General features: G+C 62.3%; 14 protein-coding genes. 7 read left to right on the forward strand and 7 right to left on the reverse strand.

Annotated elements, in window-relative coordinates; all coding sequences use genetic code 11:
- Positions 1-56 precede the first annotated feature (56 nt).
- On the forward strand, positions 57-395 hold the full coding sequence (gene glnK, locus P3T43_RS21900) for a P-II family nitrogen regulator (RefSeq protein ID WP_074265470.1): 339 nt from the start codon (positions 57-59) through the stop codon (positions 393-395).
- 144 nt (positions 396-539) lie between these two features.
- Here the strand turns inward: glnK and P3T43_RS21905 are convergent, their stop codons facing one another.
- The 4 genes from P3T43_RS21905 to P3T43_RS21920 form a co-directional block, all read right to left on the reverse strand.
- Positions 540-1676 (reverse strand): porin, encoded by a 1137-nt coding sequence (locus P3T43_RS21905; protein WP_429283131.1) that lies wholly within the window; start codon positions 1674-1676, stop codon positions 540-542.
- Positions 1677-2258: 582 nt separating this feature from the next.
- Positions 2259-3038, reverse strand: a complete 780-nt coding sequence (locus P3T43_RS21910) for an ABC transporter ATP-binding protein (protein WP_429283132.1) — start codon at positions 3036-3038, stop codon at positions 2259-2261.
- A 20-nt stretch (positions 3039-3058) separates the two neighbouring features.
- Complete coding sequence (locus tag P3T43_RS21915) at positions 3059-3772, reverse strand: ABC transporter permease (protein ID WP_429283133.1); 714 nt, start codon at positions 3770-3772, stop codon at positions 3059-3061.
- Positions 3769-4458 (reverse strand): ABC transporter permease, encoded by a 690-nt coding sequence (locus P3T43_RS21920; RefSeq protein WP_429283134.1) that lies wholly within the window; start codon positions 4456-4458, stop codon positions 3769-3771. Before P3T43_RS21920 ends, P3T43_RS21915 begins: the two co-directional genes overlap by 4 nt.
- Positions 4459-4620: 162 nt before the next feature.
- Here P3T43_RS21920 and P3T43_RS21925 point away from each other — a divergent pair, with 162 nt between their 5' ends.
- Positions 4621-4845 carry a hypothetical protein gene (locus P3T43_RS21925; protein WP_429283135.1) on the forward strand — a complete coding sequence of 75 codons (225 nt, stop codon included), beginning with the start codon at positions 4621-4623 and terminating at the stop codon, positions 4843-4845.
- Positions 4846-5279: 434 nt separating this feature from the next.
- Positions 5280-5990, forward strand: a complete 711-nt coding sequence (locus P3T43_RS21930; RefSeq protein WP_429283136.1) for a pirin family protein — start codon at positions 5280-5282, stop codon at positions 5988-5990.
- Between the two features lie 166 nt (positions 5991-6156).
- Here P3T43_RS21930 and P3T43_RS21935 read toward each other — a convergent pair whose 3' ends face one another.
- Positions 6157-6693, reverse strand: a complete 537-nt coding sequence (locus tag P3T43_RS21935) for a periplasmic heavy metal sensor (RefSeq protein WP_429283137.1) — start codon at positions 6691-6693, stop codon at positions 6157-6159.
- A gap of 222 nt (positions 6694-6915) precedes the next feature.
- Between P3T43_RS21935 and P3T43_RS21940 the strand changes: the two genes are divergently transcribed.
- Both P3T43_RS21940 and P3T43_RS21945 read left to right on the forward strand, forming a co-directional pair.
- Positions 6916-7641, forward strand: coding sequence for a response regulator (locus tag P3T43_RS21940; protein WP_074265463.1), 726 nt, complete (start codon positions 6916-6918; stop codon positions 7639-7641).
- Positions 7625-8941 (forward strand): ATP-binding protein, encoded by a 1317-nt coding sequence (locus tag P3T43_RS21945; RefSeq protein WP_429283138.1) that lies wholly within the window; start codon positions 7625-7627, stop codon positions 8939-8941. Before P3T43_RS21940 ends, P3T43_RS21945 begins: the two co-directional genes overlap by 17 nt.
- Before the next feature lie 29 nt (positions 8942-8970).
- On the opposite strand, the gene P3T43_RS21950 is transcribed toward P3T43_RS21945, so the two are convergent.
- Both P3T43_RS21950 and P3T43_RS21955 read right to left on the reverse strand, forming a co-directional pair.
- A complete protein-coding gene (locus P3T43_RS21950) occupies positions 8971-9237 on the reverse strand; it encodes a hypothetical protein (RefSeq protein WP_429283139.1) in 267 nt (88 codons plus the stop codon).
- 123 nt (positions 9238-9360) lie between these two features.
- Positions 9361-11037 (reverse strand): sensor domain-containing diguanylate cyclase, encoded by a 1677-nt coding sequence (locus P3T43_RS21955; protein ID WP_429283140.1) that lies wholly within the window; start codon positions 11035-11037, stop codon positions 9361-9363.
- A gap of 682 nt (positions 11038-11719) precedes the next feature.
- On the opposite strand from P3T43_RS21955, the gene P3T43_RS21960 reads away from it, so the two are divergent.
- Both P3T43_RS21960 and P3T43_RS21965 read left to right on the forward strand, forming a co-directional pair.
- Positions 11720-13471: an ABC transporter permease gene (locus P3T43_RS21960; RefSeq protein ID WP_429283141.1), complete on the forward strand. Its 1752-nt coding sequence runs from the start codon at positions 11720-11722 to the stop codon at positions 13469-13471.
- 23 nt (positions 13472-13494) lie between these two features.
- On the forward strand, positions 13495-14024 hold a 530-nt coding region (locus P3T43_RS21965; RefSeq protein WP_429283142.1), incomplete at its 3' end, for an ABC transporter ATP-binding protein.

The following is a 14024-nucleotide window of genomic DNA, read 5'->3' on the forward strand; positions in this document are numbered from 1 at the left end:
TATCTGTTTCCTTTCGATTTTCCAAATCCCTATCCGCTCAAGAGACGAGGTACGCCATGAAGCGCATCACTGCAGTCATCAAACCGTTCAAACTCGACGAAGTCCGGGAAGCGCTCGCAGAAGTCGGCCTGACCGGGTTGACGGTTACTGAAGTCAAAGGCTTCGGAAGACAGAAGGGTCACACGGAGCTGTATCGCGGCGCCGAATACGTGGTCGACTTCCTGCCGAAAGTGAAGATCGAAGTGGTGGTGGCGAACGATCAGTGCGACCAGGTGATCGACGCGATCATCGGCGCGGCGCGCACCGGCAAGATTGGCGACGGCAAGATCTTCGTGGCGGAAGTGGAGCGGGTGATCCGCATTCGCACCGGCGAGGAAAACGAAGCGGCAGTCTAACGAGTCACGCAGGAACGTGCCGCGGACGCAGAGCCGCGCGCACCAATAAAAAACGGTGCGATACCCTTTCGGACATCGCACCGATACGCGCCTCTCGCAGCAGCGTGAAAAAGTTTCTAAAGCTGTTGTTCTTACACCGTTCGATTAGAACGAGTGTTGGATGCCTGCATAAACGCCGGTCTGCTGGTGACCGTGAATCGGGTTCTCGTTGAACGAGCCGCCCGAACCGTCGCCGCCATTACCCGGACCGTTTGCGTCCAGACCGAAGTTGGCCGTCTTGCTGTTACGCGTCTGGGCAACCTGGATGTCGAGCAACGTGCGCTTCGACAGGTTGTACGAACCACCAACCGTGTAGATGTTCGCGTTGCCGCCACCGTTGTTGGCGTTGACGTGATACACAGCTGCGATCAGCGCTGCTGCCGGCGTTGCTTGCCACGTCACACCGCCCCATTCCTGGTCGGTCGTCGTCGGCGTGCCGATAGGTACACCGGTTTCACCCGACGTACGTGCTGCCTGGTACACAGCCTGGATCTTGAACTGGCCGAGGAACACGTTCACGCCCGCGAAGTACTCGCGGCCGTAGCTGAACGGACCGTTCGGAGCGCCCGAAGTCGGATCGCCGAGGCTACCGTTGATGTTGTTGCGGATTTCGTCATACAGACCGCGCAACTGGAACAGCGAGTTCGTGTACGTCAACTGCAGACCGTCTTCACGACCTTGTGCCGAACCGTTGCCGCCGTTGAAGGCCGTCGAGTTCGAGAAGGCGTATTGGCCGTACAGGTCAAAGCCGTAGAGCTTCGGCGACTGGTACGAAATGTTGTTGCTCGACTGCGGCCAGTTGCGGCCGCGGACCAGCGATGCCGACGACCAGTTCGATTGACCGAACGGGTCAAAGTCCCACACGCCGTTGGAGATGAACAGTTCGCGACCGAGGAGCAGGGTACCGAACTGGTCGTTTGCTACACCGACCGTCGCCCAACGATTCCAGATGGAGCCGGCGGAGCCGAGTTGGCCGGTTGCAGTGCTGAAGGAGCCTTCCAACTGGAACAGCACCTTATTGCCGCCACCGATGTCTTCCACGCCCTTCAAGCCCCACAGGCTGGTGCCCCAGTCGCCGCTCTCGAGGCGAACACGCGAGGTGGAGCCCGTGTAAGTGGCATTCGGCAGGCCGCTGATGTATTCGACACCCGCATCCAGACGACCGTACAGCGTCACGCTGCTTTGAGCGTGCGCAACTACACCGGCCGACATCAGCGCCGCGGCGAGTAATGCTTTCTTCATCTTCTCCTCCATACCCTGTCAAAAGAAAAACCCAGTACTGCGAATGGTGTCCGGACGCCAGAGGCGCCGAACAGAAATCCGTACCAGGGAGACGGTTTGGGTCGATTGGTGTGGTGTCATGACGGTGCAGCCTGGAGCTGTCTTTGGCGTCATGCCGATCCCTCGTCGACCGGTATCTCCTCTGCGTGTTTTGAAGTAAAACTACTTTTAATGAACTTTGTTTTGGTACTTTGGTTACTAATTTATCAAAAATACCCCTCGATGGGAGAAGAAAATGGTCCGAGGCCGCGCAGGTGTCTCCAAATTGCAATAGTGGTGTGCTGACAGATCCATTACGACCTCCCCAAAACATCATGAAAGCCTTGTCTGACAAGGGAATCACGGTTCGCCAAGGGTAACGTTAAGGATTGCCACTATTGACGATGTAAAAAGGTGGGAGTAGAGCAACAAACGGGACGATCGTGCGGTATTTGGGACGTTTAGCAACCCAAAATATCATGCAGAAATGAAAAAAGGCGCTGTTTGAAAGCGCCTTGTAATACTACATCGACTACAGAGGGAGTCCTAACCGTTGTTTAAACGTCACTTAAGGTTGCCGGACAGGAACTGTTTGAGCCGCTCGCTCTTCGTGTTCCTGAATATTTCGTCCGGATGCCCTTCTTCCTCGACGCGCCCCTGATGCAGGAACATCACCTGGTTCGACACGTTGCGGGCGAACGCCATCTCGTGCGTGACCACGATCATGGTGCGGCCTTCTTCCGCGAGCGTCTGCATCACCTTCAGTACTTCGCCCACCAGTTCCGGGTCGAGTGCGGAGGTCGGCTCGTCGAACAGCATGACGTCGGGATGCATGGCCAGCGCTCGCGCAATCGCCACGCGTTGTTGCTGTCCACCCGATAGATGGGACGGATATTGCTTCTCGAGGCGCGGCGCGAGACCCACCTTCTCCAGATATTGACGGGCGCGTTCCTCGGCTTCGCGGCGCGGCAGGCCGAGCACGTTGACCGGCGCTTCGATGATGTTCTCCAGCACGGTCATGTGCGCCCACAGGTTGAAGTGCTGGAACACCATGGCGAGCCGGGTGCGCACGCGCTGCAACTGTTTGGGATCGGAGACTTTCAGCGCGCCGGTTTTGTCTTTCAGCGTGCGGACCTCTTCGCCGTCGACGAAGATGCGCCCGGCGTTGGGCTGCTCTAGAAAGTTGATACAGCGCAGCATGGTGCTCTTGCCCGAACCGGATGAGCCGATCACGCTGATGACATCGCCTGCGTTGGCACGCAGCGAAACGCCTTTGAGAACCTGGTTGTCGCCGTATTGTTTATGCAGCTCGTCGACGAAGAGCATTTGCTTCCGGGTGTTCATGATTCGGGGTCCTTGACAGCTTATTTGCCTTGCGGCCGCAAATAAGCGAGCCAGCGGCGCTCGGCGCGGCGGAACAGCCACACGAGCGTGAAAGAGATACCCAGGTAGAGCAGGGCGGCGAGGCCGAACGCATTGAACGACTGATAAGTCGCCGAGTTCACATCGCGGGCGATCTTCAGGATGTCCGGCACGGTGGCGGTGAAAGCGACCGTCGTGGCGTGCAGCATCAGGATCACTTCATTACTGTAGTACGGCAGCGCGCGGCGCAGCGCGGACGGCAGGATCACGCGCCGGTACAGCGTGAACGGCGACATGCCATAGGCACGCGCAGCTTCGATCTCGCCGTACGGCGTCGCCTTGATGGCGCCGGCGAAAATCTCCGTGGTGTACGCGCAGGTATTCAGCGTGAACGCGAGCAGCGTGCAATGCATGCCGTCGCGGAAGAACGCATTGGTGAGCGCGTGATCGCGAACCACTTCGAGGCTGTAGAGGCCCGTGTAGCAGAGCAGCAACTGCACATAGAGCGGCGTGCCGCGGAAGACATAGGTATAGAGCCACACGAGGCGCGCGAGCCACTTCTTCTTCGAGACCCGCGCAACCGCGAGCGGGATCGACAGGCAGAAGCCGAGCCCGATCGACACCACCAGCAGCCACAACGTGATCACGACGCCGGTTAAACGATAGCCGTCGGTATAGAGGTAGTTGCGCCAGTATTCCTGAATGATCTCGATCATAGATCCGCCTTTCGTACGCCGGTCGAGTAGCGTTTTTCGAGGTACATCAGCACGAAGTTCGAGACCGTGGTGATGACGAGGTAGATGCCCCCCGCAAGCAGGGTGAAGAAGAAGAACCGCAAGGTGCCCTTGCCGGCGTCCTGCGAGGCTTTCACGACATCGGCGAGGCCGATGATCGACACCAGCGCGGTGGCCTTCACCATCACCTGCCAGTTGTTGCCGATGCCGGGCAGCGCGAAGCGCATCATCTGCGGGAACATGATGCGCGAGAACACCTGCCAGCCCGTCATGCCGTAGGCGCTGCCCGCTTCGAGCTGGCCACGCGGCACGGCGAGAAACGCGCCGCGGAAGGTCTCGGTGAAGTACGCCCCGTAGATGAAGCCAAGTACCGCGATGCCGGCCACGAACGGGTCGATGTCAATCTGATCCCAGCCGAGCATATCGGTCAGGTTGTTCAGGGCGATCTGCAGGCTATAGAACAGCAGCAGCATCAGCACGAGGTCGGGCACGCCGCGCACGAGGGTCGTGTAGAGCGTGCCGATGCTGTATGAGACGCGGTTTTTCGACAGTTTGGCCGCCGCGCCGAGCAAGCCCAGCAGAAACGCGAACGCAAGCGACAGCACCGCCAGCTTGACGGTCTGCCAGGTGCCGTTGAGAAGCAACGGGCCGTAGCCTTGAAGGAGCATATGAGGTCCTCGACGATACGTGAGGTGCGTATCGCGAAAGACGCGGTCTGACTGCACCGCTGAGCAAATCATGACCGTCCGGCCGTGGTCGGCTGGACAGCGCGTTTTCCGACTGTATTACCGGGCTCACGGCGGGCCCATGGGGGTCCGCCCGGATTCCGGATGCTGCCGAGCAGCCTGGGCGCGAAGCGCCGGGCCCGTCAGATCGGTGTTGAAACCGACCCGCTGGCCCTGGACGGCAGTCGCTGCGAAGGGCGGGTCGCGAGCGTCGAAGCCGATGCGCACGGTTTGCCTTCCTTCGACATCGCGCCGGTGGTCGTGGCCTTGAGCGCCACGCACACTGCGAACTTCTTCATGTCTCTCCTGACTCACGGCGGATCGTCGTGATTTTTAACAGTCTCGATGACCGCCAGCTTATGGCCGGCCGTCGCTATTCTAGGCGGTCAAAATTGTCGTGCCGGATCGTTTTGGCGAGCCCTGCACGGCTGCTGCGGGTTTTCCCCATTGGCACGCGCGGTGGTCATCCGCGATTTCACGCAGAAGGCTGCACGCCTGAGTCCGCCCGAAAAGCGCGGTATTTTACCCGAACGTACGCACCATGCCAGTTTGGCGCCTGCCGACACGCAGTCGTGCGGCCGTGGGCTCGTGTCGCGGCGGGCTGCCGTATGCGGTGGTCGCCGTTTCGTGCCCGGCGCCGCGCCCCGGGTGTCGATTGCGCGCATTTATGGAACGATCCGGTGCGCCGGCGCGGGTTGTTCTGGATGCTGTGCGCCCATACATTCTGTGCATCGCAATACAACGCACACTCACTGGAGAACCGCATGATCGAGATCCGCCGCTCAGCTGAACGAGGCCACGCCAACCACGGCTGGCTCGACTCGTATCACAGCTTCTCGTTTGCCGACTACTACGACCCGGAGCACATGCACTTCGGACCGTTGCGCGTTATCAACGAAGATCGCATCGCAGGCGGCCAGGGCTTCGGCACGCACGGGCACCGCGACATGGAGATCGTGACCTATGTGCTCGACGGCGCGCTTGCTCACCGGGACAGCATGGGCAACGGCTCGACGATTCGCCACGGCGACGTACAGCGCATGAGCGCGGGCACCGGCGTGATGCACAGCGAATTCAATGCGTCGGACGATGAGCCGGTGCATCTGCTCCAAATCTGGGTGTTGCCGCAGCGCGCGGGCGATCAGCCGGGCTACGAAGAAAAGCGCTTCGACGCTGCCGACAAGCGTGGCCGTTTGCGTATCGTCGCATCGCCGGACGGACGGGACGGGTCGGTGACGATTCATTCGGACGCGTCGCTTTATGCAGCGTTGATCGACGGTGCCGAGCAGGCTACGCTGCCGTTGCAGACTGGCCGGCGCGCCTATGTTCACGTTGCGCGTGGCGCGCTTACGGTCAACGGCGAAGCGCTGACAGCGGGTGATGCTGCCATGATCGTCGATGCCGCCACGGTGACGCTCGAACAGGGCCGTGACGCCGAGGTGCTGGTGTTCGATCTCGGCTCGCTGAACGGCTGAACGGGTGATTGAATGAGCGATTGAGCGGGCGGTGACCTGACTTGTCCCTCCGTCTCTCGCTGAAACAGAAACGCCGCGGAAGTCTCTTCCGCGGCGTTTTCTGTTTACACAACGGCACACGACCGCGCGCCCGATGGCGCGCTAGCCATGCACTTACCGCCATGCGTTACTGATTGGCGGCCGGCGCGGAAGCTGCGCCCTGATGATGCTGCCAATGGTCATGCATCTTTTCGTGGCGCGCTTCCATCTTGGCCCAATGCTGCTTGAGGGCGGTGCTGACGAGCGTCTTCTGCTTGTCGTTCAGGCCGTTGTAGAAGTTGAGCCAGGCTGCCGAGGTCTGCTCGCGCAACTGGTGGTTCTGCTCTTCGGCCTTCTGATGCATATCGTGCAGGGCGTTCAGATCGAGGATCGGCTGTTGCTGCATGGCCTTCATCTGGTCGTGCATCTGCTTGTGGGAGGCGCGCATGGCGTCACGATTCTGTTTCATCGTGTCGAGCGCGGCCTGCCACTGCTTTTCCTGATCCGGGCTCAGATTCAGCTGGCCGTGAAGCTTGGCCATTTCCTCCTTGAATTGCTCGTGATGGTGCCAGCCGCCAGGGCCGCCGGGGCCGCCCTGGCCGTCAGGTTGAGCGGCGTAGGCGCCGAGACCGATAGCGAGCGATGCTGCGGCGACGGCGATGAAGCGTGACATTTTTGTGGCCATGAATGGCTCCTTGTAATGGAATAGCCGACGATGCAAACACGGCAACACAGGACGGGATGCATTCGGTAAGACACAGCGTAGAGACCTACGGACCGCGCTGTGTTACCTGAGCACGCGTCGCTATTACGCGACATTACTGGCGCCTTTCGCCGTAACACCCGGTAACCCTTTGAGGGGTGTCCGGCCCGGAAACCCTACCGCCTGGGCGTTAAACTTCATCTCATGGCTACTCAAATACTTGTCGTCGACGACGACCTCGAACTCCGCGACCTGCTGCGCGACTATCTGGCGCGTCAGGGCATTGAAGTGTCGGTGCTGCACGACGCCGGCTCGCTCGAGCGGCGGCTGGAGCGCGAGCGCCCGGATCTGATCGTGCTCGACCTGATGATGCCGGGCGTGGACGGCCTGACGGCGCTGCGCAAGCTGCGCGCCGCAGGCGACGACATCCCGGTCATCATGCTGACGGCGCGGGCGGATGACGTGGACCGTATCGTCGGCCTGGAACTGGGTGCCGACGACTACCTCGGCAAGCCGTTCAATCCGCGCGAACTGCTGGCGCGTGTGCAGGCCGTGCTGCGCCGCCGCCGTACGCTGCCTTCGGCAGCGGCCCCGGAGCAGCGCGAACCGTTCACGTTCGGCCGTTTTACGCTGGACTTCCAGTCGCGCACCCTCAATCTCGAAGACAAACCGTTGACCTTGTCCGGCAGTGAGTTCGCGCTCCTGAAGATCTTTGTCAATCACCCCATGCGCACGCTCACCCGCGAGCGCCTGCTCGAATTGCTGCACGGTCCGGAGTACGACGGCACCGACCGCGGCATCGACGTGCAGGTCTGGCGTCTGCGCCGCATCCTTGAAACCGACCCGTCCACACCGCGCTTTATCCAGACCGTTCGCGGCCGCGGTTATGTGTTCGTGCCGGATGGCGAACAGCATGCGCCGGCCCATTGATTCACTGTTTGGGCGGCTGGCGTTACTGGTCGTCGGGGTGCTGCTGCTGTCGCATTTCGCGGGGTACGCGCTGTTTCGCCTGGAGCGCAGCCAGTTTCAGAACCGCTACGCCGTAGAAGAGGCCACTTTCCTTGTTGACGCGGTGCGTCAGCACGTCTTGCATACGCCGGATCAACCGTTACCTTCGCGGGTGCGCCTCGTCGACCCGTCGAGCACGGACGTGCCGTCGCCGCAGGAAGGTTCGAATACGCCGCTCAACCACTTTCTTGACGACGTGCGTGACCGCATGCCGCCCGGCACCCAGGTGCGCCTCGGCGAACCGGGCAAGCCGCCTACGCTGTGGGTCCGTGAGTCGAGCGACCGCAACTGGATCGTCGTGCCGGTTCAACCCCTGCGTCCGCCGCGTTCGGTGGACCGTATGGTGCTGTGGCTCACCATCATCTTTACTTTTGCGGTCATGGCGGCGCTCTTTGCGGCGTGGCAATTGCAGCAGCCGTTGCGCTCGCTGGCCAACGCGGTCGCCCGCTTTGGCCGTGGCCAGCCGGTGCCGCCGGTGCCGGAACGCGGGCCGCGCGAATTACGTCAGTTGACCCATGGCTTCAACCAGATGGTCCAGGAAGTGGAGCGCACGGAAAACGATCGCGCCGTGATGCTCGCCGGCGTCGCGCACGACCTGAAAACGCCGCTGGCGCGGCTGCGGTTGCGCGCCGAGATGATGGACGAAGCCAAGGTGCGCGACGGGGTGGTGCGCGACGTCGATTCGATGACGCATATCGTCGAGCAGTTTTTGGTGTTCGCTCACGACGGCGCCGATCGCAGCGAGGCAGTCGAGGTCGATGCGCAATCCGAGCGTGTCGTGCGCAGCTACCGCGCGGTCTCAACGGGAGCGGGGAGCGTGCTGACCGATCTCAAGGCGGGTCCGGGGTTCCTGTTGCCGGCCGCGACGCTCGACCGCATCCTGTCCAATCTGCTTGATAACGCCCACGCCTATGGCGCACCACCGGTGGTGGTGGCGACGGCTCGCACGTCGGCGGGCTACACGTTGTCCGTGCAGGACAACGGCGGCGGGATTGCGGCGCAGGACCTCATCAATGCAAGCCGGCCGTTCGTGCGGCTCGACCCGGCACGCGGCGGCAATGGCCACAGCGGCCTCGGGCTAGCGATTGTCGAAAGGTTGGTGAGGCGCGCAGGCGGGGAATGGGAAATCGGCAATCACGGCGGGCGTGGCCTGCGGGTGCTGATGACGTTCCCGTTCGAGGCCGTGCCGCGCATGACGTCGATTTCTGAAAGCGCGTGGTAGTGGCGGGGTAGTCGCAGGATCGCAGCCGGTTACTCCGCAAACAGCGTATTCAGCGCATTGGCCGCTTCGCTGTCCACCGTGTTCCATGTCACGGTCTCCGCCTCGAAAATATAGTGCGTCGTGTATTTACCGAGGCGCGTGAGAATTTCTTCCTGAATCAGCTCCGGCGCGACGTCCAGTTTCAGATACCACGCGGTCGACGACAGGCGCGTCTGGAAGGCGCCGTACTCGGCCAGCAGATGGTCGAACGCGTCAGCATCGTGATCGCGGCAAACGATGACCAGATTTCCCTTCATACCTCTCTCCCCATAGCTCAGTAACGACCCGCCATTGATCATACCTGCTTAATGCAGGAAGGTTGGGGCGTGGGGCAGGCGGCGAGGCCCCGCCAGTGCTTGACAGGTAATCAGGTGAGCAGGCTACCAGGTCGTGGCGGCGGTGCGCGCGGGCGGCGCGGTGTCGTCCGGCGGCAGCGCCTCGGTGCGGTCGCGGCCGCCTGTTTTGGCGGCATAGAGCGCGAGATCGGCGCGGCTCATGATCCGCTCGGGCAGATCTTCCGGCGACAGTTCGGTGATCCCGATGCTGACGCTGAGGTTGGCCGAGGCCGGCAGCTTGGTCGACGGCACCGCCTTGAGGCGGGTGCGCAACCGTTCGACGACCTCGCGGCCGCCTTCGAGGGCGGTAGCCGGCAACAGGATGCCGAACTCCTCGCCGCCCAGTCTGCCGATCGCGTCGCTGCCGCGCAGTTCGGCACGACAGGTATCGACGAAATGCTCGAGGGCGCGGTCGCCGGCGGCGTGGCCGAAGCGGTCGTTGATCTGTTTGAAGTGATCGAGGTCGCCGATTGCCATGCAAAGCGGTTGGCCGCTCGCGTGGGCACGTTCGATTTCATGGCGCAACAGGTCGAGGAAGTAGCGACGCGACAGTGCACCGGTCAACGCATCGTGGCGGGCCTCGGCCGACAGCAGCGTGTTGGCCGATTGCAACTGCTCGGCGAGATCGCGCGTGGCGCGGTGGTGACGGCGCTCACGCACATAGGACACGGTAATCACCCACGCCAGCGCCACCGTGCCCGCCAGCGTCAGAAACACCAGCAAGCGGTCGCGCTTATGGTTGCGCAGCAGTTCGGGCCACGCGGCGAGCGGGTCGACCAGATGGGCCGAGAGTCCCGAGTTGAGGCCGCCGCGCGATTCATAGAGGGCCGGCGTGGCACGATCCGCGGTGCCGAACAGATGCGTCGCGATGTCCGCGGGCACCCACGGCGCCTGCTCGCGTACCTGCTGCATGTCCGCCTCGATCTGGACGTTCGGAAAGTCTCCGTGGCGATAGATGTTCTGTCGTTCGGCGGCGCTCATCTCCTTGACGTGGCCGTCCGGCAGGGCGTGGCCTTCCAGCGCGCTGTTGTGGGCCATGATGATGACGCCGTTCTCGTCGGCCACGAAGGTGCCTGCATGGGCGACCCAGTGGCGCAGCCGTGAAATCCCCACCTTGGCGATCACTGCGCCGACCAGAATGCCGTCGTCATACACCGGCGCCGCGATGAAGATGCCCGGCTCGCCGCTCGCCCGGCCCACCCCATAGGCTTCCCCGAAGGCGCCCAGCAGCGCGTTGGACAGAAAGTTGCGCCCGCGCATGTCGATGCCGACGAAGTTGCGGCTTTGCGTATTGCTGGACGCCACACACAAACCGTTGGCGTTGACGAGCCAGATCGAATCGAGCCCGGAAAAGCCTTGGGCGTCGTGCAGGAAACCGCTGAGGGCTTGCAGTTCCGGCACCTTGAGCAGGGTATCGCGCAGCGTGGCGGCGGGCACGGTGCTGCTGGCCGCATAACCTTGCGACTGCGAGAGCGCGTGCTGGACCATGCTGATTTCCGCCATCGTGGCGGGAATGGCGCGGGACATGGAGAGATCGCTCGCGATCACTTCGGCCATGTTGTCGACGATCGACGACGACATCTGCCGTTGCGAGTGCAAGGCGGCGTCGAGTTCCTGCTGAACCATGCGGTCCGCGATCATGCCGGACACGAGCCAGCACGCGAGCACCACCAGCGCGAAGCTGAGCGGTCCGATTGCCTGGCGCAAGGAATTCCTGTTCATCGACTCTATGATCCGTCTGACTTTTTGTTGCAACAAGGTCAATCGTTGCAGCGCGCTGGCGCTGAGTCGTTGCTGAGGGCGACGAGTGATCTGCGGCGATCTGGAAACGCCGGGGTCCGTTCCTTCTGGCTACCTCGCTGGCCGGACCCATCCGCCTTCCGTAGATTTTAACCGCCAGGTGGCACAACGCCATCCGTTATTGCGATTCGGCGCACATCATCCGGTCATTAACGACCGCGCGAGGCGGTTTCTGAACGGCGCCGCGGGCTTTTCGGATGTATCCGGCATACCACGCGAGCGGCGGCGCTGAATCGGCTCGCTACCCGGCGCGTCACTGATTTGCCTCGAAAGGTTGTGCCTGAAACACAGGTTGTAGTAGTGTCGTGCCGTCCAAAACAAGGAAAGCTCGCCAGCCCTCGGGCGACGCCAGTCCTGACAGGCGGCGGCAGCGGTCATGCTGGGCCCGATACCCAGCATGACCGCTGCCGCCGGTCAATGTATCTCCGACGCTAACGACTACCGTGCATATGCTTGTTGCCATGCCTGATTTCCGTTTTCCGGACCCGTATTCCGGCCTTCGCGCCGTGTCTGAATGGGAACCGGCAAGCCCAGCCTGTCCTGCATTCCCGGCGCCGTTCAGCGCGGCCTGTCTCCACGTAGCTTACGCAAGGAAGGACGCCTGATGGACTTCAGCTTCGACCTGAAACGCACCGCCAATGCTTCTGCATGGCGGCTGCTGCCCAACGGCTGGGACTTCGTCGCCTTTCCGCTCATCATCTGCGTGATCGCGCTCACCGCGATCGGCTTTCACCAGACGCTGGCGCCGATGTCGACCTTGAAGACCCAGATCATCTCGCTCGACCCGTCCAATCTGCCTGAATACGCGTTGCGCACCACGCTGCGTATGCTCGCCGCGATGGTGGCGTCGCTGGCGTTCACCCTGATCTACGGCACGCTGGCGGCGAAGAGCCGCCGCGCGGGCCTCGTGCTGGTGCCGATTCTCGACATCCTGCAGTCGGTGCCGGTGCTGGGCTACATTTCGTTTACGGTCACCTTCTTTCTGGCGCTGTTTCCGGGCCGCGTGCTCGGCGCGGAGCTCGCGGCAATCTTCGCGATCTTTACGAGCCAGGCCTGGAATATGACCTTCAGCTTCTACCAGTCGCTGCGCACGGTGCCGCGCGATCTGGACGAAGTGTCGCGCGGTTTTCATCTGACCGGCTGGCAGCGTTTCTGGAAGCTCGAAGTGCCGTTCTCGATGCCGGGCCTCATCTGGAACATGATGATGTCGATGTCGGGCGGCTGGTTCTTCGTGGTGGCCTCCGAGGCCATCACGGTGGGCAACAACACGATTACGCTGCCGGGCATTGGCGCGTATCTGGCCCAGGCGATCTCCGATAAAAACCTGCACGCAATCGGCTGGGTCATCCTGACCATGACGATCGTGATTCTTGCCTACGACCAGTTCCTGTTCCGGCCGCTGGTTGCCTGGGCCGACAAGTTCCGCATGGAGAACACCAGTTCGGGCAACGCGCCGGAGTCGTGGCTGCTCGATCTGATCCGCCGTACGCGTCTGATTCACCGTCTGCTCGTGCCGATGGGCTGGGTCTTCGCCAACGCCGCGCGCGTGCCGATGCGCCTGCCAAGCTTCGCCAACGTCAGTTTCCCGATGCCGCGCCTGCAGAAGTCATCGCGCGTGGGCGACATCGTGTGGGGCGTGCTGGTCATCCTCGCGACGCTGTATGTCGTCTTTCGCGTCGTGAGCTATGTCCGCACCGGTGTCGATCTCGCCGAAGTGGGGCATGTGCTGGTGCTGGGCCTGATCACCTTGCTGCGCGTGGTGGTGCTGATTGCGATTTCGTCGCTGATCTGGGTGCCGCTGGGCGTGCTGATCGGGCTGCGTCCTGCGCTCGCCGAGAAGATCCAGCCGGTCGCGCAGTTCCTCGCTGCGTTCCCGGCGAACCTGCTGTTTCCGGTGTTCGTGATCGTGATCGTGCGCTTCGACCTGAACCCCGATATCTGGCTGTCGCCGCTGATCGTGCTCGGCACGCAGTGGTATATCCTGTTCAACGTGATCGCGGGTGCCAGTTCCTACCCGAACGACTACAAGGAAGCGGCGGCCAACTTCGGAATCCGCGGCTGGCAGTGGTGGCGCAAGGCGATGCTGCCGGGCATTTTCCCGTATTACGTGACGGGGGCGATCACCGCGTCGGGTGGCGCGTGGAACGCGAGCATCGTCGCCGAGTTCGTGCAGTGGGGCAATACCAAGGTGGTTGCTCACGGGCTGGGCTCCTATATCGCGCAGACCACCGCCGCGGGCGATTTTCCGAAGATCATTCTCGGCATTGCCGTGATGTCCCTGTTCGTTACCTTGTTTAACCGCCTGCTGTGGCGTCCGATGTACGCCTATGCCGAATCCAAGCTTCGGCTCGATTGACAGGAAATTAAAGGCAAACCGCGATGCAAAATCCTAAAGCTGCTGTAACCGCTGCGCCGGTCCAGACGCCGCCGAAGCCACCACGCCTGGGTGAAGAGATCCTGAAGGTCAAGGACGTCTGCAGAGGGTTCAATAAAACGCAGGGCGAACTGCTCGTCCTCGACGACGTGAACCTGTCGCTGCGCGAAGGCGAGATCGTTGGCATGCTGGGCCGGTCGGGCTCGGGCAAGTCGACGCTGTTGCGTATCATCGCCGGTCTGATCGAGCCGACCGACGGCGAAGTCTCCTACCTCGGCAAGCCGCTCGACGGCCCGGCCAAGGGCGTGGCGATGGTGTTCCAGACCTTCGCGCTGTTCCCGTGGCTGACTGTTCTGCAGAACGTGGAAGCGGGTCTCGAAGCGCAGGGTGTGGGCGCGCGCGAGCGACGCGAACGGGCGTTGGCCGCGATCGACCTGATTGGTCTGGACGGCTTCGAAAACGCCTATCCGCGCGAGCTGTCGGGCGGTATGCGTCAGCGCGTGGGCTTTGCGCGCGCACTGGTGGTCGACCCCAC

Origin of the sequence: Paraburkholderia sp. GAS41 (assembly GCF_050436545.1) — a bacterium.
Lineage (GTDB): Bacteria > Pseudomonadota > Gammaproteobacteria > Burkholderiales > Burkholderiaceae > Paraburkholderia.